Raw genomic sequence first — 17353 nt, 5'->3', positions numbered from 1 at the left:
CTACCGCCTCAATAGCGGTAAGGCTGAACCATACAAGGATGATTAGGAGTGGTTTTAGAAGCGCGCTTTGGGCGTCGCCACCGGTATCGGATGGCTGCCATCGAGCGGCAGGAAACAGCCCCGGTCCGCGTCAAAGGCTTTGATCTCGCTGGTCTCGATGTTGTACACCCAGCCATGGATGAACAACTGGCCGCTGGCCATGCGAGAAGCCACCGAGGGGTGCGTTCGCAAATGCTGCAACTGCGCGATCACGTTCTCTTCGGTGAGGACGGGCATGGTCTGCTTCTCGTCACCGCACGGGCAGTTGTCATGGACCATGGTCTTGGCGACTTCGGCGTGGCGCAGCCAGGCCTTGACCGTCGGCATTTTTTCCAGGGTATCGGGGTTGAGCACGGCACGCATGGCGCCGCAATCGGAGTGGCCGCAGACGATGATGTGCTGCACGCCGAGGGCGAGCACGGCGTATTCGATGGCGGTGGAAACACCGCCGTTCATCTGGCCGTAAGGCGGAACGACGTTGCCGACGTTACGGGTCACGAACAGGTCGCCAGGAGAGCTATGGGTGATCAACTCGGGCACGATGCGCGAATCGGCGCAGGTGATGAACATCGCCCGGGGCTTCTGGGCGGTGGCGAGTTTCTTGAAGAGCTCTTCCTGCTGGGGAAAGATCTCGTGATGGAAATGCAAAAAGCCGTCAACAATGTGCTGCAGCGCTGCATCGGCGGTTTCCGCCTGGGGTTGGGCTGAAGCCGACGCAGCCAACGGCTGTTTATCCTTGTCACTCATGATTCATCCTCTTTGAGACGCCAGTGGCTGGTTAAAAAACATCCAGGTCGAAAGGCTCGACCCGTCAGTCACTCGATGAACAAGGTAGCGGCCGAAACTTAACTCAAACTGAATGGAAGGCTCTAGAACGCATATTACGAGGCGTAAACAAAGCGCCAGGTATGTTTGCGCCGCGCCATCTCCAAAGATCAATTTAAAGCGAACTGTATTTAAATCAATGACATCTGTCGCCCCGGCGGACAGAAGGCATCGCAATCAAGATCGTAACCGTCGCGTCGATCCATTCCCAATCGCTTAATCGTTTTAGCGAAACGCTGCGCCAGCAGATCGGCAAACGGGCCTTCGCCGCGCATCCGTACGCCAAACCGGCTGTCGTACAGCTCACCGCCGCGACTCTGGCGCACCAGGCTCAACACATGGGCGGCGCGCTGCGGGTAGTGCGCCTGCAACCACTCCTCGAACAGCGGCGCCACTTCCAGTGGCAGGCGCAACATGACATAGGCGGCGGTCTGCGCGCCGGCGGCATGGGCTTCGGCCAGCAGGCTTTCGATCTCGCTGTCGTTGATCATCGGAATCATTGGCGCACACAGCACCCCCACCTTGATACCCGCCTCGCGCATGACCCTTATGGCCCGAAGCCGTGCGCTGGGCGCGGCCGCGCGGGGTTCGAGAATGCGCTTGAGCTCATCGTCCAGCGTGGTGAGGCTGATCATCACGTGTACGAGGCGTTGCCGGGCCAGTTCGGTCAACAGGTCCAGGTCCCGCAGGATCAACGAGCCTTTGGTGACGATGGTCACCGGGTGCCGATGACGCAGCAACACCTCGAGAATCCGCCGGGTAATGCGTTGCTCGCGTTCGATCGGCTGGTAGGGGTCGGTGTTGGAACCCAGGGCGATCGGCGCGCACTGGTAGCCGCGCCGGGCCAATTGTTGCTCCAGCACGTCGGCGGCGTTGGTCTTGGCGATCAGCTTCGTTTCGAAATCGAGCCCGGGCGACATGTCCCAGTAGGCATGGCTGGGCCTGGCATAACAATAGATGCAACCGTGTTCGCAGCCTCGGTAGGGGTTGATCGAGCGATCGAAAGGGATGTCGGTGGAAGTGTTGCGGGTGATGATGGTCTTGGCGGTTTCGATGCGTACTTCGGTGCCCTGGGTCGGCGGTACTTCCTGGTACCAGCCATCATCCTCGGCCATCGAACGGCTTGGGGCGAAACGGTTATGCGGATTGGTGGCGGTGCCGCGGCCACGGGGCGGAAGAGGGACGGACATGGGCAATACTCCGAAAGCTGTATGTGCATACAGTATTCGTTGATTGCCATTGCGGCCAGTGCCATTGGGCGGGTTCTATGGATAAGCGAGTCGCCTCAGCGCAACCCATACTCCAGCACAATCCCCACGAAAATCGCCAACCCGGCCCAATGGTTGTGCAAGAACGCCTTGAAGCAGCGCATCCGATCCTTGCTGCGGGTGTACCAGAACTCCCAGGCGAAACACGCGGCAGCGGCCACCAACCCCAGGTGAAACCAGCCACCGAGCTTGAATGTCGACCCGGCCAGCAACAGGCAAGCCAGGGCCAGGCCTTGCAGCGTGAGGATGATCACCCGGTCGGCATCGCCGAACAGGATCGCCGTGGATTTCACGCCTATTTTCAAATCATCGTCCCGGTCGGTCATGGCGTAATAGGTGTCGTAGCCCACCGTCCACAGCAGGTTGGCGATGTACAGCAACCAGGCGGCCGCCGGCAGATGGCCGGTTTCGGCGGTGAAGGCCATCGGCATGCCCCACGAAAACGCCGCGCCCAGCACCACTTGGGGGTAATAGGTATAGCGCTTCATGAACGGGTAGCTGAAGGCCAAAGCCAACCCGCCCAAGGACAACAGAATCGTCGGCGCATTGGTGCACAGCACCAGCAGGAAGCTCACGCTCATCAACACCGCGAAGAACACCAGCGCTTCCCTGGAGCTGATCTTGCCGCTCACCAATGGACGCTGTTCGGTGCGCTTGACGTGGCCGTCCACCTTGCGGTCGGCCCAGTCGTTGATCACGCAGCCGCCGGCACGGGTCAGTACCACGCCGAGAATAAAAATCACGATGTTGGCCAGGGATGGCGAACCCTCACCGGCGATCCACAGCGCCCACAACGTCGGCCACAGCAGCAGATAAATACCGATGGGCTTGTCCATGCGCGTCAGTTGCACGAAGTCCCAGGCCCGCGGATTGAGGCGGTTCAAGGATTTGAGCAGTTGCACGTACATCAGCAATTCTCCGAATAGGCGCGAGCGACTGTCCACAGGCTCGGCAGAAACACCTCCGCCACCAGTACGCTCAACGTGCCGCGATCAAAACGTGAACGACGGCCCCACAACGCGGTGGCGCGAACCTCTGCCGGCAACCATTCGCTCGGGTAGTGGCAGACCTCGATCGCCCGACGCTGGAACGCCTGGTCACAAAACAGCAGCTCGCCCAACGAGCGGCTGCCCAGTTCGTCCATCTGCAAGCCGTCGCCCTGCAACGCGCTGCGCGCCGCCACGCTGCGGGCAAACACCCAAGGCTGGCCGTGGCCGCGCAGGTACACCTCGCGCACCCAGCCCTCGCTGCCCTGGGCCAGGTCCAGCGCGGCACACTCATCGGCGCGCAACGGCTGCCAGCCTTCGAACAGCGGCGTCACGCTGAAGTGATCGTCCGACAGGCCGGTCAGGCGCCGGGTCAGGGAGCCTTCGTCAAACAGCCAGTCCATGACGCACGCATCCGGGCGGGGCGACAGCAGGTGTTGGGGCAGCCATTGGAGTGTAGGAAATATCGAATTTGTAGGCGGCACAGGGGTCTTGAATGGCAGCAAATGAGGCCGCGAGCTTACCATGCCGGTCGGCGATTTTGGCCGAGCCAACCCGCCGTCGCGCCGATGCCGCTTGCATCTGTCGCGACCGATCAGTACAAAACGGCCCTGAGCCGGAAAATACCGGCCAAGCCTGACATCTTGAGGAAGTATTGGAATGAAGAAGTGGCAATGTATTGTCTGTGGCCTGATCTACAACGAAGCTGACGGTTGGCCTGACGATGGCATCGCGCCCGGCACTCGCTGGGAAGACGTACCGCAAGACTGGCTGTGCCCGGACTGCGGCGTCGGCAAAATGGATTTCGAAATGATCGAAATCAACTGATCGTTTCACCAAACGGAGAGCAACATGAGCGCACCTGTCGTCATCGTCGGCACTGGCCTGGCCGGTTACAACCTGGCCCGGGAATTTCGCAAGCTCGACAGCGAAACCGCGTTGCTGCTGATAACCGCGGACGACGGCCGCTCCTACTCCAAGCCGATGCTCTCCACGGGCTTCGGCAAGAACAAAGACGCCGATGGCCTGAGCATGGCCGAGCCAGGCGCGATGGCCGAGCAACTGAATGCCGAGGTACGCACCCACACGCGCATCAGCGGCATCGACCCGGGCCACAAGCGCCTGTGGATCGGTGAAGAAGCAGTGAGCTATCGCGACTTGGTGCTGGCCTGGGGCGCTGAAACCGTGCGCGTGCCGGTGCAAGGCGACGCGGCGGACCTGATCTTCCCCATCAACGACCTGGAAGACTACGCCCGCTTTCGCGCCGCCGCCGCTGGCAAGCGCCGGGTGCTGCTGCTAGGCGCCGGCCTGATCGGCTGCGAATTTGCCAACGACCTGATTCTGGGTGGCTATGAAGTAGAACTGGTCGCCCCATGCGAGCAAGTCATGCCGACGCTGCTGCACCCGGCGGCCGCCGCAGCGGTACAGGCCGGGTTGGAAAGCCTTGGCGCGCGGTTCCACCTCGGCCCGGTGCTCAATCGCCTGCAACGGGTGGCCGACGGTTTGGAAGCGCACCTATCGGACGGCCAAGTGATCGCCTGCGACCTGGTGGTCTCGGCCATCGGTCTGCGCCCGCGCATCGACCTGGCGGCCGCCGCCGGCCTGGTGGTCAATCGCGGCGTCGTGGTGGATCGTCATCTGAAGACTTCCCACGCCAATATCTACGCCTTGGGCGACTGCGCCGAAGTCGATGGCTTGAACCTGCTCTACGTGATGCCGCTGATGAGTTGCGCGCGCGCCCTGGCCCAAACCCTGGCCGGCAACCCCACCGCCGTAGGCTACGGCGCCATGCCGATCACGGTGAAAACCCCGGTGTGCCCATTGGTGGTTTCGCCACCACCACGGGGTAGCGAAGGCGTGTGGAGCGTCGAAGGGCAAGGCGCCGATATCAAGGCCCTGTGCCGCGACGCCCAAGGCAATCTGCTGGGCTACGCCCTGACCGGCGCGGCGGTGATGGAAAAACTGGCGTTGAACAAGCAGCTTCCAGCCCTGCTGGCGTAAATACTGGCCGTTCTGTCATAAATAACCTGCTTTTGAGGGCACAAACCCCCGCCGGCCACTGGCGCCGGTTGCGGCCCCGTGCCATCCTCACTCCCGTCTGCCGCAGAGTAGAGCCTGCGGCGCCTTAGGGGGTGTTCCGAAGAGAACAGCCCGGACATAACAACAAAAAAACCGTCAAAGGGGCTTCATTCATGCGTAAACCAGAACTCGCTGCCGCCATCGCGGAAAAAGCAGACCTCACCAAAGAACAAGCCAACCGCGTCCTCAACGCCGTCCTCGAAGAAATCACCGGCGCCCTGCACCGCAAGGACAGCGTCACCCTGGTCGGCTTCGGCACCTTCCTGCAACGCCACCGCGGCGCCCGCACCGGCAAGAACCCACAAACCGGCGAGCCAGTGAAGATCAAGGCCAGCAACACCGTTGCGTTCAAGCCGGGCAAGTCCTTGAAGGACAGCGTTAACCCGTAATCGCGGCGAGTACCTCTGACGAGGGAAGGAAGCGGCAACAAAAAAGGCATACCGATGGTGATCGGTATGCCTTTTTTGTGCCTGAGTAAACCGTGGCGCAGCGGTTAGCGCGGATCGACGTTGTTCAACACTCGGTTCGCCAGTAACGAACTCAGCTCGATCCGTTGTTGAATGTCTAGGAGAAAGTGGCGGTACGCGCCATCCAGGTCGACGGCCAGCGTGCTGACCATCGCGTCAGCGGAGGCCAGGGTTTCGCTGAGGTTGGCCAGCAGGCATTCGTTGCCCATGTCTTTTACGACGGTGAACAGCTGGCCAGGTTGAGGGGGTTCTTCGGGCTTTCCCGGTTTGGGCGCCAGGTAATAATCCAGCGTGTGCTTGGCGGCTTCGTCGTGTTTCTTGGCGTTGGGGCCGTCGAGGTACGGAGAGTTGGGATCTGCTTCTGGAGGATTCGGAGTTATTTTGAACATCGTTACGCTACCTCTGATTTAGTAGGCCGCAACCGTCTCGCTACTAAACGAAAGGAGGCAGCTGTGCGCAAGTTAGTAGACCGGTAGAGGCAACGGAACCCGGCGCGCCCGAAGGCGCCATGCGCACAACCACCATCGAGTGCAGGCAATGCCTGACTGATGAGACTCATGCAGCCGGCTTCCGAAAACGTCCCTTGGCGGTGACCAGCAAAGTACTCAGCGCCGCCAGCCGAGCGCGCCAACCTATGACGGCGCTTGTGAGCAGCGTTTCCGCGAGCAGCAATGCGACTGCTCCACCTAAGCTTTGGCCGCAGATCAATAAAGTTCTAACTTTCATGAAAACTGTCTGATCTCCTTTGAACGCATAGGCTTCATCAACTACGAACTCCCGCATTTTCGCAGTCCGAAGAGCCGGATATAGCTTGCTGATAAACTTCCACCGCCTCCCGCTAATTCTCTAGCGGCTCCGCCCGAATCCAACAGTTGTTTGAACAAAAGACTACGGATCATTCTGATTTTTTCAAAAGACAATTTATTTGAGAAGCGTCCTACTTTTTTATTTTTTTAAATTTGGCAATCTCTATATCAGTCAGCTGTCGCTGGCGTTAACCGAACTAGCACAAGGAAAGCATAAAATGTTCAAAAACTTGATTAAACTACCTGCGTCACCAAATATTCAAGGAGCACCAGGTTTCGCAGACTTGGAGATGCCGCACTGGTCGAGGTACGCAATAAATAGCTAATACACTATAGCAGCGTGGATGCAGTCGCTGGCGAAGGGCTGCTTCCTTTTCTCAAGGATTAGAGTGCTATGGATTTTATTTTACAAGCTTCAAATCAAAGCTCTCTTGAATTTGTATTCTCGCCCTCTGGAAATAATGGCGAATACCTATTAAGTAGCGATGATCAACATAGATCAAGCAGTACATTGGAATTTAAGGGTGTTGGCCTGCTAACTTTTTGTGCGAGCAAACTTTCAGTCAGTATATTTTCTGAGCATCAAGTGTTTGTTTATAAGGAAAAGTGCGGAAATTTACTGATCTCCTCCAGTTTGGAGCTGCTTCTTTCCTGTAAAAAAAGCAGAACAACCCCAAATATTAATTATTTCATTGAGTATATCGCGTGCGGTGCAACGCCAAGAGTGCACACTCCGTTCTTGGACGTTTTTTACTTGCCTCCAGGTAGCGTATTAAGCTCTTCAGATATGCATGTTGATTTGGGGGAGGAGCTTGACCCTAGAGAAATAGAACTTTTAGAGACTTTGGAGGATGGGTTAAGAAAGAGACTGGCTGGTGTTCGAACAGTTATGTTGGAATACTCTGGCGGACTCGAGTCTAGCATACTGCTGCATTCTCTATTAGAAGTAATGCCTGATGGCGATTTACAGCTGATTCACCTCACTGACTTTGCTAGCGGTCAGGTAGATGACTTGCAGCGCGTAAAGAGTCTAGCGGCTAAACATCGTTGCGATCTGACGATTCTAGACGTAGAAGATCTCAAACCCTTTCAGGTCACCACCTGTTCAAATATTAAGCCAAATTTCCCTCATCCGGGACTTGTGAATATCGGATACTTAGACTACTCGTCTCACCTGCTTTCGTCGCAGAGCACGGCCATATTTAACGGCGCAGGCGGGGATTCAATTTTTTGTGCCGCCCCTCAAAAAGGATTGCCAGTTGAGCTATTGAAGAAAGGAGACGTTATTGGAGCGTTTAAAAGTTCACTATGTATTTCTAATTATTTGCGTTCGCCTTTTATACACGCCATCAAAGAGAGCTTTGAGGAATATAGAGGTATGCAAATGAAATTAGACGATCCTGGACGTTTTTTTGCAAACAGTAACGGTATAAATAAAGTTGTCGCAAGTGGCCACTGTGCAGGTGAGTTTAAGGTTGATATTCCAGCCCATCCCCACTGTAGGGAAGTCAGTACGCTTGAGCGACACCTGAATTCAGCAGTAAATAGATATGAAATGCAATCGTCCCCGATGGCTGCTTTTGCAGGTCGCTATATTTGTCCGTTTTTGGCTCCAGATATTTTAAGTACAGGCCTAGCTACTCCTTCGGATCAACTTTTAAAATATGGGATAGACAGGTACAGCATCCGCAAGCGCGCCGCGGATAAGTATCAATCTGACGAATTTTGGTATAGGCGGAAGGGTGGCGTAGCAGGACTTACGCAGCGCTGTTTTTTGCATTACAAATCAGAGATTAAAAGTTTCATAACGGAAGGCTACTTGGTTCGAGCAGATATAGTGAACGTAGATGGTATGTGTCGGCTGATAGATGAGGTTGCGGCTGGAGTTGTAAAGTGTCCAGGGTCACTAATTAATTTATTCACTGCAAACATTTATATCAATCACTGGAAGGGTTATGTTGATGAATTTGAACAGCAAAAGGAGGGATTTGTACAGTGGGGTAAGGGAGTAACGGCAGCTATCTATAACGGAAAAATCACAGCTCTTAACGAGGCGTCTAATGAGTTCATATTCTTTGATGACATACAAAGCAGCCTGCTGTTTTCGATCCTCGGTGCGCCCTCTTCGAAACTCTCAGAGGACGAGGTTGGCTCCCTTAATGACTTGGTTTCCCAAGGTTTGATTCGCTTAGGAGAAAAACTGCCAAAGGAATTTTTTCAAGATGAGAAAATTTCTAAGGGAGCTTTTGAATGCGACTGGGCATTAGGTAAAAGCAGAGTCGATTTATCAGATTTCAGGCCGAAGTATTTCATAAGGGCCATGATATTTCTATCATCCGCAAAAAAGAACTCAGACAAAGGAAAGCTTCATATAATACTTCAGGACCTGCGGCGGTTTCCTCCCGATAGTATGGCGGCAGATGAAGCCGAATTGCATAAAATTGCGAGCAATGTAAACCTAGCCGTATTTTGCCTATGGCGTAAGGTCAAGTGCTTGGAGTTTGCTTACGCAGTTGCCCGTATCGCATTTAGCCATAATGTGAAATGTAAATTTATAGTCGGTGTTCAAACGCATCCTTTCATTTCTCATGCTTGGGTCGAAGGTGAAAGCGGCGTTGTCTATGATAGAAAGGAATTGCCCATGGAGTTGGCTAAGATAGTGTCTATTGGTGGAAGCGGAAATGCTTGATAAGGATTTTTTAAGCGCCGTTAAAGCTTGCTGGAATATCTTAATTAACTCTAGTTTGAGCGTTAAGTTGTCATTTTTAGCGGCCTGCCTGTTGGATTTAATAACAGTATTCATGTCGGTGGCCGCGCCCGCTGTACTTAAGATATTAATTGATTCACTGAGCGCCAAGGAAGCCGTTGCGGAGGTCGCCTGGTTAGGCGCTGTTTATGGTGCCACATGGTTGGGCGCAGAACTACTACTTCGTCTGAGAGGAGTTCTTGCGGCCATCGTAGTGGAGAAAATTAAATTTGAAGCCACTAAACGATTCTGTGTTAACTCAATTTTTAAATTAGAAGTGGAACTAAAGGAGAGTCCAAGTGGAGTCTTTGCTACAAAGTTAAGTCAAACCAACAATGCGCTTCCCATGTTCATAGATGGTGTGGTTTGGCAGATCGTCCCGTTATTGGTAAGGCTTATCCTGTCGGTGTCAGTGCTTGTTCATTTTTCATCTTTAATTTACGCTTCGCTGTTAGCGGCTACAGTTTTGATCTTTGTTGTAATTTCTTTATTTAGCTACAAAGGTGTTGGCGAAAGACAAAAGTTTTCGAATTTGTCAGCGCAGTCAACTTATTGGCGAATATTAGATGCCTTAAAAAACCGCACCATAATTATTGCCCACGCAGACGAGAGGGCTGAGTTCAAGCACATCGAGAGGGCTCTACTAGCATCTACAAAATCGGCGATCGGAGTCGTCAATTTTTCACAAGCCATAAGCTCCCTGCAAATTATGGTGTTAGGCGCTGGACTCACAGCAATTACAGTGTTTGCCGCGAGGGATCTAGCGGGGGGGGTTATTACGGCTGGAGATTTCGTGCAAATTAACGCATATGTGCTTCAGTTCGTGTTGCCGGTTAGCTATGTAGGCATGGTTTTGAGCGCCATCAAAAGGACTTCGGTCACCATAGCCGAAAATGCGGAACACCTGGTGCAGCCGTGCGTGTTGATCGACGACCCGAAAGAAGTTCAGCCACTGCCACCGCCAGTGATTACGTTGGATAAAGTTTGTATACATTCACTTGACGGGAAAATTCTCCTAAAAGACATAAGCGTCGTGATAGAAAGTGGGAGCAGTTTGGCGGTAGTGGGTAACTCAGGCGCTGGAAAGTCAACGTTGGCTAAAGCTTTGCTTGGTTTGGTTGAAGTGAGTGCTGGCGTGATTAAATATGATTCGCAGGAACTTTCGGGTGAGGCAATAAGGGCTTTGAGGAAACATGTAGGCTACGTGCCGCAAGACACATTTTTGTTTGATAGATCTGTCAAGGATAATGTGTTTGGGAATTTATCATTTGATCAGGCGGAGATTCCTCGCATATTGAGGGTAAGTGGAATTGATGATGATAAGGGGTTGCTCGAATGCAACGCTTGCCATGGCTTGTCCGGAGGTGAGAAGCAAAGAGTTTCATTCGCTCGCGCGATAGCTAGATACCCAAACGTCATAGTTTTAGATGAGCCTACTTCTTCACTTGACAAAGCAACTAAGAAAATTCTTTCCTCAGCTATCTATGCTGCTCTTAATGGTGTCACACGAATAATAATAACTCACGACTTAGTGGAGGCTAGCAAGGCGGACAAAATTATCGTTATGGATAACGGCACAATAGTTGAGTTTGGTACTCATCTCTCGCTATTAGATACCGGGGGGTGGTACGCGAAACACTACACATTATCCAAGGCGGTACAGACGCCACGTACAGAGCCGCCAACGGATACGATCGCTACAAACAACGTCTAGTTGAGCATAACCTGCGATTAGTGTCATCCGGATATTCGCCGCGTTGCGAGAGCTCGCCAAATAGAAAGCGGTGGGGCGAGCCTTCCAAATCGAAGGCCAGGTTACTCACCATCGCATGATCCGACGCGAGGGTTTCGTAGAAGTTGGCCAGCAGGCATCCGTTATCCATCTCTTTCACGATCGGGAGTAGCAGGCCGGGTTGATGGGGCGCTTCTGGATTGCTGGCTGCTTGCGGCATTAGCGGAAGCTCGACAAGGCGCGTTGAGTCCATAGCCGCCTGTTAAACCGAGTGCGGCATTCTTGTTTCTCTGCGCGCCTCTTCAGACAATAATCTGTCATTGCTAGAAATTCTAGTGGAGTTTTAATTCGAAGAACTTGCGCCGTGCATGGGCCATGCAACCGATCTCGGTCACTCCGAGTTCGAAACTGGCCTTGTAGCCACCAAAATCATCACACACCAGCTTGCCCTTCCAGTCTTGCAAGAAGTTGCGAGCGTGCTCACCGGCGCGACTGGGGCTGAAGTCGTAAACCACCGCTGCCAAATTCGAGAACTGGCTGGTGGCGTAGGCCCAACATAAGAGCGGTGAGCTTTCTTTGAGCCCGGCACGAGCATCTGCACGGGTGTTTCATCGGCATGAATAACCTGCTGCCCAAGCACTACGTCGCGCAGTGCATTGACCAGAGGTTGCAACTGCACCCCGGTCACACCAACCCATTGAGCCAAAGTTGAACGTGGAATCGCCAAACCGCACGGCCGAAGATCGATTCCTGACGGTAAAGCGGCAGATGGTCAGCAAACTTGGCGATCATGACGTGGGCAAGTAACCCGGCAGTCGGGAATCCCTTGTCGATGACCTGCGCCGGAACCGGCGCTTGGATCAGCGTTTCGCAGTCATCGCAGACCCACTTGCCACGGATATGGCGCTCAACGGTAAACACGCCGGGCGTGTAGTCCAGCTTTTCGCTGACGTCCTTACCGATACGCTTGAGTACGCAGCCACATGGGCAATGAGTGTGTCCGGTTCGTGACGGATTAGCGTGCATTGAAACTCTGCCGGGAAAACAGTGCGTTTGGGCTTTTGCTTTTTCTCGGTCGCAGCCAGCACTGTTTGCAAGGCATGAAGCTCTGCTTCAATCGCCGCGATATCGGTATCGATCAGGTCATCGAGCAAGCTGGCCTGCTCAGGATTCGTCTGCTCGCTGCGCTTGGCAAACTTCAAACGCTTGAGTTGTGCGATCTCGTGTGTGAGCTTCTCGATAACCGTTCGCCAAAGCGCGCAAATGTTCAGGGGTGTTCGGTATCCAACTCCATTTCCGAGCCTTGGTGAATGCCTGGCCAATTGACTTGCCTTGGTTCAAACGCCGAGCCGCCAGCCCGATCCCGAAGCCGTCATGCACCAGAACTTTCGTGCGCGTGGCGCGGCGGTTGGCAAATAGATACGCACAGTGCGGCTTCGCCGCACCGAACACCGCGATCACCCTGGCCAGCGCGGTGTTGGTGCCCGCTCGCATGTCCATCGGCTCGGTGGCGAGCCAGATGGTCAATGCGGATCACAGAGCAAGCCCTCGGACGAAGCGGGCGCATCCGTCAGGGTCTGAGATTGGCCACTTCACGGTGATCAATTGCTCGCCGAGTGGCAGCTCAATGATAATAGCGTCCGCTTAACAATACGCGGACACAATCACCCTTATTGGCGGGGCTCGGAAGGTGTGTTCACCGGCCCCTTACCTTCATCTTCATGAAAAAAATTCCTTGTTTCGGTAGCCGTAGGGCCATCCGTTTGATGACCTTAATTCAGTATTGGGCTACCACACGAACAGGCCGTAGGCCACTCGTGCCAGAAGGCAATGCTGGCGCACCTCCAGGTCACACGGGAATCGGCTGGTCTGGATGATGAGATCGATCAGCGTGTCGCCATCAGGTTTGATGGCGACAACAGAAAAGCCCTCCCAAACGGAAGGAACGTATCGCGCATAAGAACGCCGCTTTGTTAGATGTGTTTGCTCGCACGAACATCATCTCGAATCGGCGTTTTTTGTTTTGAGCTCTCAAGCTTCCGTTACTAACCTTTGTTAAGCCACTCGGAGGGAGAAACTATTTGAACTAAATTCGTGCTCGGCATCTATAGGCAAAATTACTAAAAAATAGTAGCCATCTTCGGTCGAGCAAGAAAATGTGTTGGTATCATTTTTTTTCATTCTCGGTTCGCATTTAGCGAAATGTCCTACATTTTTTTCGTTTAGAACTTGGCATGCTTCACGCCGATCGGAAAGCCATGTCGATGCAGCTTTCGCAGAAAATCATCATGGAGTTAAGTTTTCTATAGCTGCGCATCGAATTTACCCTTCGTTCCGGAACAATTAGATCTATACGACCAAAGCTTATCAAAGGCTACACATGTCTTATTCTGAAGAACTGTCCGAGTATTATTTAAAACTAGCCCAAACGCCTATTTCCAACGGGAATTTCGCGGGCGCGGATATGCGTTTTTCAGACGAATACGAAGTTTTGGAAGTGGAGCTTGGCAAAGCCCAGTCGGTGCATGAAAACGGTCGAGTCGACTGGTTGAATATATTGGAGCGAGGGGAAGCTTTGTTGCGCACCCAGTCGAAGGATCTACGAGTGGCGGCGTGGATGACTTGGGCGTTGTATCAGCGAGACTCGTTCCAAGGGCTGCTCGCCGGGGTGGGTCTCTTGCGATACCTCTGCAAGAATCATTGGGCTGAACTGTACCCTTTGAAGGTTCGGACACGTGCGGCCAGCCTCAGTTGGCTCCTTCCGCGCCTGGAGGAGGCATTGGGTGATGATGTCGCGATTAAAACCCAACTGACCTTATTCCAGATTCTGGCTGGCCAACTCGAAGATCTTGACGCGGTGTTCACCGATCACTTGGGCGATGACGCACCTCTATTACTCCCGCTGTGTCGGCGCCTCAGGAGTCTGGTGCAGCGTTCCATCGATAATAAGCCGCCGCCGAGCGCCGTTGAAGCGATGGTAGCGCAGGTGAAGCAAGCTGCTACTCAACTATTCACTGCCGATGTTCCAATCGAAAATGAAAAGGACGCCCATCGGGCTCTGCGCGCCCAGCAGGAAAGCGCTCGTTCGTTATGCACATGGTGGCTCAAGCAAAAGGCGACCGATGCTCGGGCTTTGCGGCTGAGCCGTACCGTGCTCTGGCTGAGTATCGATGCTGTTCCAGAGCATGATGTAGAGCTAAAAACCCTTTTGCGTGGGCTTCCTGCGGATAAGCTCAGGGCGTACCGGGAAAGTTTCCAGCAAAGTAACTACGCAAATCTCCTGGTTGAAATAGAGGCCAGCTTGGCTAAGGCACCTTTCTGGTTTGATGGCCAGAGGCTCGCCTGGGAGTGTTTACAAGGGCTGGGTGCGGAGCCTGCCATGCGCGAGCAGGAAATCCATTTCGCATTGTTCCTGCAACGTTTGCCCGGAGTCATCGAGTTGCGTTGGCACGATGGCGAACCGTTCGCGGATCCGTCCACTCGAGCATGGATAGCCGCCCATGTCATGCCTCGTCTGGATCTTCCAGACGCTGGGCCCCGAACCGATGTGAACGACAACCACATGCCTTGGGAACGAGCTTTGGAAGAAGCTCAGGTGATGCTACGCAACGAAAGTCTCAAGTCTGCGGTGCAGTTTCTCAGCCAGGCAATGCAAAACACATACGGCGGACGTACGCGCTTCCTTTGGCGGTTCGCGATGGCTCGTTTGTGCTTCTCGGCCAAGAAATACGAGCTCGCCAAAGCCCAGCTCGAGGCGCTCGATCAGACGTTGCTGGGCGCAGATTTGAACGAATGGGAGCCCGATCTCGCATTGCAGGTGCTGCACCTGTTGTATCGCTGCTGCGAGCTATTGCCTCAGAACCATCTCGTGCGCGAATGCAGGGATGAAACTTACCGCCGCTTATGTCACCTCGACCTGGAACGGGTAATCGAATAGGCCTACGGGCCCCATAGTAAGGAAAGAAATCATGGCCAAAGAAGGCTCTGTCGCTCCCAAGGAGCGCATCAACGTCACGTTCAAGCCCGCAACCGGGGGCGCTCAGGAAGAAATCGAGTTGCCGCTAAAACTGCTCGCAGTCGGCGATTACACCCACCGTCAGGATGGGCGCAAGGTTGAGGATCGTAAACCGATCAGCATCGACAAGATGACCTTCGACGAAGTGCTGGCCAAGCAGGAGTTGAATCTGGTCCTGAGTGTACCGAATCGCCTTCAACCAGAAGGTGACATAGACGAGCTCGCGGTTCAATTGCGCTTGAACTCGATGAAGGATTTCAACCCCGCTAGCCTCGTCGAGCAGGTACCTGAGCTCAAGAAATTGATGGAACTGCGTGATGCGTTGGTAGCGCTCAAAGGTCCGTTGGGTAATGCCCCCGCCTTTCGCAAAGCTATCGAAGGCGTGCTTGCAGACGACAAATCACGCAGTCGCATATTGGACGAACTAGGCCTGCCGACTTCAGCGCAGGCTGTTTGATTCACTGAGCCAAGGAAGACACACATGCACACCTCAATAGCGCAGCAAGATGTCCGCGACGATAGCGAGTGCAGCATCCTCGAAAGCATCATCGCCGAAACCCGACTGACACCGCGGGACGATGCTTACGACATTGCCAGGCGGGGCCTGGCCGCATTTATCGCGGAGCTTCTCAAGCCTCAGCACAACCGCGAGCCGGTCAAGAAGGCGATGGTAGATCGCATGATCGCCGACATCGACGCGAAGCTCAGCCGGCAGGTTGACGAGATCCTCCATCATCCCGCCTTCCAGGCATTGGAGTCAGCATGGCGTGGTTTGCAACTGTTAGTGGATCGCACCGACTTTCGCGAGAACATTAAAGTTGAATTGCTCAACATATCCAAAAGCGATTTGCTGGATGATTTTGAGGACTCTCCGGAAGTCATGCAGTCGGGCCTGTACAAACATGTGTACACCGCCGAGTACGGTCAATTCGGTGGACAGCCGGTTGGCGCGATTATCGCGAATTACTTCCTGTCTCCAAGCTCACCCGATGTAAAGCTGATGCGGCATATATCCTGCGTAGCAAGCATGGCGCATGCGCCTTTTATCGCTGCGGCCGGTCCGGAATTCTTTGGATTGGAGAGTTTTACTGGATTGCCTGATCTCAAAGACTTGAAGGATCATTTTGAAGGCCCGCAATTCACCAAATGGCAGAGCTTCCGTGAATCGGAAGATGCGCGCTACGTGGGGCTGACCGTACCGCGATTTCTCCTGCGTAGTCCCTACGATCCTCAGGAAAACCCGGTAAAGTCTTTCGTCTACAAGGAAGTCGTCGCCAACAGTCACGAGCATTATCTATGGGGGAATGCGGCGTACGCGTTTGGTACTCGTCTTAGCGAAAGCTTTGCCAAATTCCGCTGGTGTCCAAATATCGTCGGCCCCCAAAGCGGAGGGGCAGTGGAAGATCTTCCACTGCATCACTTTGAAAGCATGGGCGAAATCGAAACCAAGATTCCCACCGAAGTTCTTGTCTCGGATAGACGCGAATACGAGCTGGCCGAAGAAGGTTTTATCTCGCTGACGATGCGCAAAGGTAGCGATAACGCTGCATTTTTCTCTGCCAGTTCGGTACAGAAACCAAAGTTTTTCGGGATCAGTGCTGAAGGGAAGATGAATGAGCTGAACTACAAGTTAGGTACGCAGCTGCCATACATGATGATCGTCAACCGCCTGGCTCATTATTTGAAGGTTTTGCAGCGAGAGCAGCTCGGGTCATGGAAAGAGCGTACTGATCTGGAACTGGAGCTGAACAAGTGGATCCGCCAGTACATTGCCGACCAGGAAAATCCGAGTGCTGAAGTCCGTGGTCGCCGGCCGTTGCGGGCTGCCCAGGTCATCGTCACCGATGTCGAAGGTGAGCCCGGCTGGTATCGCGTGAGCCTGCATGTACGCCCACATTTCAAGTACATGGGCGCCGACTTTACCCTGTCGTTGGTTGGCAAGCTGGACAAAGCGTGAGCGGAGCCTAGCTCATGACTGGATACGGCAGCTTTTTCGAGCGTCTGAACGGCGACGTCGAAACACGCGCACTCATGAGCCGCGATGACTGCATCGTGGCTTCAGTGGCTGCTCATCTGGCGAAGATGCTTGGCACTCGTGCCGGTAGCGTGCCGATAGCGCCTGACTACGGATTACCCGACCTCAACGACATGCGCCTTAGTTTGCACGATGTGCATAGTCAGGCCTGCCATGCGATTCAGACATTCATCAGGACTTACGAGCCACGCCTGAGCAATGTGTGTGTGATTGCCAGGTCTGGCGATGCCGAGCGACTCAGTCTGTTTTTCAGCATCGATGCCCTGTTGAACGTGGAAGGGTTGAGGCGGCAAGTGAGTTTTTCCGCCTGTTTGAGTGGCAGCGGACAAGTCAAGGTCAGTCAAGGATAGACAGC

The 17353-nt window shown here is 54.1% G+C and carries 18 protein-coding genes and 1 pseudogene; 9 read left to right on the top strand and 10 right to left on the bottom strand.

Features of this window, described 5'->3' with window-relative positions:
* Positions 1-54: 54 nt before the first annotated feature.
* The 4 genes from ACLK1G_RS14090 to ACLK1G_RS14075 form a co-directional block, all read right to left on the bottom strand.
* Positions 55-786: a carbonic anhydrase gene (locus ACLK1G_RS14090; protein WP_420765976.1), complete on the bottom strand. Its 732-nt coding sequence runs from the start codon at positions 784-786 to the stop codon at positions 55-57.
* Between the two features lie 209 nt (positions 787-995).
* On the bottom strand, positions 996-2054 hold the full coding sequence (locus ACLK1G_RS14085) for a PA0069 family radical SAM protein (protein WP_420765975.1): 1059 nt from the start codon (positions 2052-2054) through the stop codon (positions 996-998).
* A 95-nt stretch (positions 2055-2149) separates the two neighbouring features.
* Positions 2150-3040 (bottom strand): 4-hydroxybenzoate octaprenyltransferase, encoded by an 891-nt coding sequence (ubiA, locus tag ACLK1G_RS14080; protein ID WP_420765974.1) that lies wholly within the window; start codon positions 3038-3040, stop codon positions 2150-2152.
* Positions 3040-3603: a chorismate--pyruvate lyase family protein gene (locus ACLK1G_RS14075; RefSeq protein ID WP_420765973.1), complete on the bottom strand. Its 564-nt coding sequence runs from the start codon at positions 3601-3603 to the stop codon at positions 3040-3042. Before ACLK1G_RS14075 ends, ubiA begins: the two co-directional genes overlap by 1 nt.
* A 175-nt stretch (positions 3604-3778) precedes the next feature.
* Between ACLK1G_RS14075 and ACLK1G_RS14070 the strand changes: the two genes are divergently transcribed.
* The 3 genes from ACLK1G_RS14070 (at position 3779) to ACLK1G_RS14060 (ending at position 5586) form a co-directional block, all read left to right on the top strand.
* Positions 3779-3946 carry a rubredoxin gene (locus ACLK1G_RS14070; RefSeq protein ID WP_420765972.1) on the top strand — a complete coding sequence of 56 codons (168 nt, stop codon included), beginning with the start codon at positions 3779-3781 and terminating at the stop codon, positions 3944-3946.
* Positions 3947-3970: 24 nt separating this feature from the next.
* Positions 3971-5119, top strand: a complete 1149-nt coding sequence (locus ACLK1G_RS14065; protein WP_420765971.1) for an NAD(P)/FAD-dependent oxidoreductase — start codon at positions 3971-3973, stop codon at positions 5117-5119.
* Between the two features lie 191 nt (positions 5120-5310).
* A complete protein-coding gene (locus ACLK1G_RS14060) occupies positions 5311-5586 on the top strand; it encodes an HU family DNA-binding protein (protein ID WP_003213368.1) in 276 nt (91 codons plus the stop codon).
* 104 nt (positions 5587-5690) lie between these two features.
* Here ACLK1G_RS14060 and ACLK1G_RS14055 read toward each other — a convergent pair whose 3' ends face one another.
* Positions 5691-6053 (bottom strand): DUF6124 family protein, encoded by a 363-nt coding sequence (locus tag ACLK1G_RS14055; RefSeq protein WP_420765970.1) that lies wholly within the window; start codon positions 6051-6053, stop codon positions 5691-5693.
* Between the two features lie 166 nt (positions 6054-6219).
* Positions 6220-6447, bottom strand: a complete 228-nt coding sequence (locus ACLK1G_RS14050; RefSeq protein WP_420765969.1) for a hypothetical protein — start codon at positions 6445-6447, stop codon at positions 6220-6222.
* 417 nt (positions 6448-6864) lie between these two features.
* On the opposite strand from ACLK1G_RS14050, the gene ACLK1G_RS14045 reads away from it, so the two are divergent.
* Both ACLK1G_RS14045 and ACLK1G_RS14040 read left to right on the top strand, forming a co-directional pair.
* A complete protein-coding gene (locus ACLK1G_RS14045; protein ID WP_420765968.1) occupies positions 6865-9159 on the top strand; it encodes a lasso peptide biosynthesis B2 protein in 2295 nt (764 codons plus the stop codon).
* Positions 9152-10930 carry an ABC transporter ATP-binding protein gene (locus tag ACLK1G_RS14040; protein ID WP_420765967.1) on the top strand — a complete coding sequence of 593 codons (1779 nt, stop codon included), beginning with the start codon at positions 9152-9154 and terminating at the stop codon, positions 10928-10930. The genes ACLK1G_RS14045 and ACLK1G_RS14040 overlap by 8 nt, the downstream gene beginning before the upstream one ends.
* Here ACLK1G_RS14040 and ACLK1G_RS14035 read toward each other — a convergent pair.
* From ACLK1G_RS14035 to tnpB, 4 genes and pseudogenes are all read right to left on the bottom strand, one after another.
* The gene (locus ACLK1G_RS14035; protein ID WP_420766121.1) at positions 10914-11099 is read right to left on the bottom strand and encodes a DUF6124 family protein; all 186 of its coding nucleotides are present in this window, start codon (positions 11097-11099) and stop codon (positions 10914-10916) included. The genes ACLK1G_RS14040 and ACLK1G_RS14035 overlap by 17 nt on opposite strands.
* A 181-nt stretch (positions 11100-11280) precedes the next feature.
* Positions 11281-11887, bottom strand: a pseudogene (gene tnpC / locus ACLK1G_RS14030) (IS66 family transposase).
* The gene (locus tag ACLK1G_RS25865) at positions 11809-12150 is read right to left on the bottom strand and encodes a transposase domain-containing protein (protein WP_489685933.1); all 342 of its coding nucleotides are present in this window, start codon (positions 12148-12150) and stop codon (positions 11809-11811) included. Before ACLK1G_RS25865 ends, tnpC begins: the two are co-directional and overlap by 79 nt.
* Complete coding sequence (gene tnpB / locus ACLK1G_RS14025; RefSeq protein WP_420765966.1) at positions 12113-12475, bottom strand: IS66 family insertion sequence element accessory protein TnpB; 363 nt, start codon at positions 12473-12475, stop codon at positions 12113-12115. The genes ACLK1G_RS25865 and tnpB overlap by 38 nt, the downstream gene beginning before the upstream one ends.
* Positions 12476-13328: 853 nt before the next feature.
* On the opposite strand from tnpB, the gene tssA reads away from it, so the two are divergent.
* From tssA to tssE, 4 genes are read left to right on the top strand one after another with little or no spacing between them, the layout of a single operon-like run.
* The gene (gene tssA, locus ACLK1G_RS14020; RefSeq protein ID WP_420765965.1) at positions 13329-14885 is read left to right on the top strand and encodes a type VI secretion system protein TssA; all 1557 of its coding nucleotides are present in this window, start codon (positions 13329-13331) and stop codon (positions 14883-14885) included.
* A 31-nt stretch (positions 14886-14916) separates the two neighbouring features.
* Positions 14917-15420 carry a type VI secretion system contractile sheath small subunit gene (gene tssB / locus ACLK1G_RS14015; protein ID WP_420765964.1) on the top strand — a complete coding sequence of 168 codons (504 nt, stop codon included), beginning with the start codon at positions 14917-14919 and terminating at the stop codon, positions 15418-15420.
* Positions 15421-15444: 24 nt separating this feature from the next.
* Positions 15445-16920, top strand: a complete 1476-nt coding sequence (gene tssC, locus ACLK1G_RS14010) for a type VI secretion system contractile sheath large subunit (protein WP_420765963.1) — start codon at positions 15445-15447, stop codon at positions 16918-16920.
* Between the two features lie 14 nt (positions 16921-16934).
* Complete coding sequence (gene tssE / locus ACLK1G_RS14005) at positions 16935-17348, top strand: type VI secretion system baseplate subunit TssE (RefSeq protein ID WP_420765962.1); 414 nt, start codon at positions 16935-16937, stop codon at positions 17346-17348.
* Positions 17349-17353 lie beyond the last annotated feature (5 nt).

Source organism: Pseudomonas algeriensis, from assembly GCF_048847255.1.
Taxonomy (GTDB): domain Bacteria; phylum Pseudomonadota; class Gammaproteobacteria; order Pseudomonadales; family Pseudomonadaceae; genus Aquipseudomonas.
Note: the sequence above shows the minus strand (reverse complement) of the source record. Positions and strands in the feature narration are given on the sequence as shown.

Coding starts and splice junctions, on each gene's coding strand:
- ACLK1G_RS14090 (WP_420765976.1), bottom strand. CDS start 786: ATGAGTGACAAGGATAAACAGCCGTTGGCTGCGTCGGCTTCAGCCCAA.
- ACLK1G_RS14085 (WP_420765975.1), bottom strand. CDS start 2,054: ATGTCCGTCCCTCTTCCGCCCCGTGGCCGCGGCACCGCCACCAATCCG.
- ubiA (WP_420765974.1), bottom strand. CDS start 3,040: ATGTACGTGCAACTGCTCAAATCCTTGAACCGCCTCAATCCGCGGGCC.
- ACLK1G_RS14070 (WP_420765972.1), top strand. CDS start 3,779: ATGAAGAAGTGGCAATGTATTGTCTGTGGCCTGATCTACAACGAAGCT.
- ACLK1G_RS14065 (WP_420765971.1), top strand. CDS start 3,971: ATGAGCGCACCTGTCGTCATCGTCGGCACTGGCCTGGCCGGTTACAAC.
- ACLK1G_RS14060 (WP_003213368.1), top strand. CDS start 5,311: ATGCGTAAACCAGAACTCGCTGCCGCCATCGCGGAAAAAGCAGACCTC.
- ACLK1G_RS14055 (WP_420765970.1), bottom strand. CDS start 6,053: ATGTTCAAAATAACTCCGAATCCTCCAGAAGCAGATCCCAACTCTCCG.
- ACLK1G_RS14050 (WP_420765969.1), bottom strand. CDS start 6,447: ATGCGGGAGTTCGTAGTTGATGAAGCCTATGCGTTCAAAGGAGATCAG.
- ACLK1G_RS14045 (WP_420765968.1), top strand. CDS start 6,865: ATGGATTTTATTTTACAAGCTTCAAATCAAAGCTCTCTTGAATTTGTA.
- ACLK1G_RS14040 (WP_420765967.1), top strand. CDS start 9,152: ATGCTTGATAAGGATTTTTTAAGCGCCGTTAAAGCTTGCTGGAATATC.
- ACLK1G_RS14035 (WP_420766121.1), bottom strand. CDS start 11,099: ATGGATAACGGATGCCTGCTGGCCAACTTCTACGAAACCCTCGCGTCG.
- tssA (WP_420765965.1), top strand. CDS start 13,329: ATGTCTTATTCTGAAGAACTGTCCGAGTATTATTTAAAACTAGCCCAA.
- tssB (WP_420765964.1), top strand. CDS start 14,917: ATGGCCAAAGAAGGCTCTGTCGCTCCCAAGGAGCGCATCAACGTCACG.
- tssC (WP_420765963.1), top strand. CDS start 15,445: ATGCACACCTCAATAGCGCAGCAAGATGTCCGCGACGATAGCGAGTGC.
- tssE (WP_420765962.1), top strand. CDS start 16,935: ATGACTGGATACGGCAGCTTTTTCGAGCGTCTGAACGGCGACGTCGAA.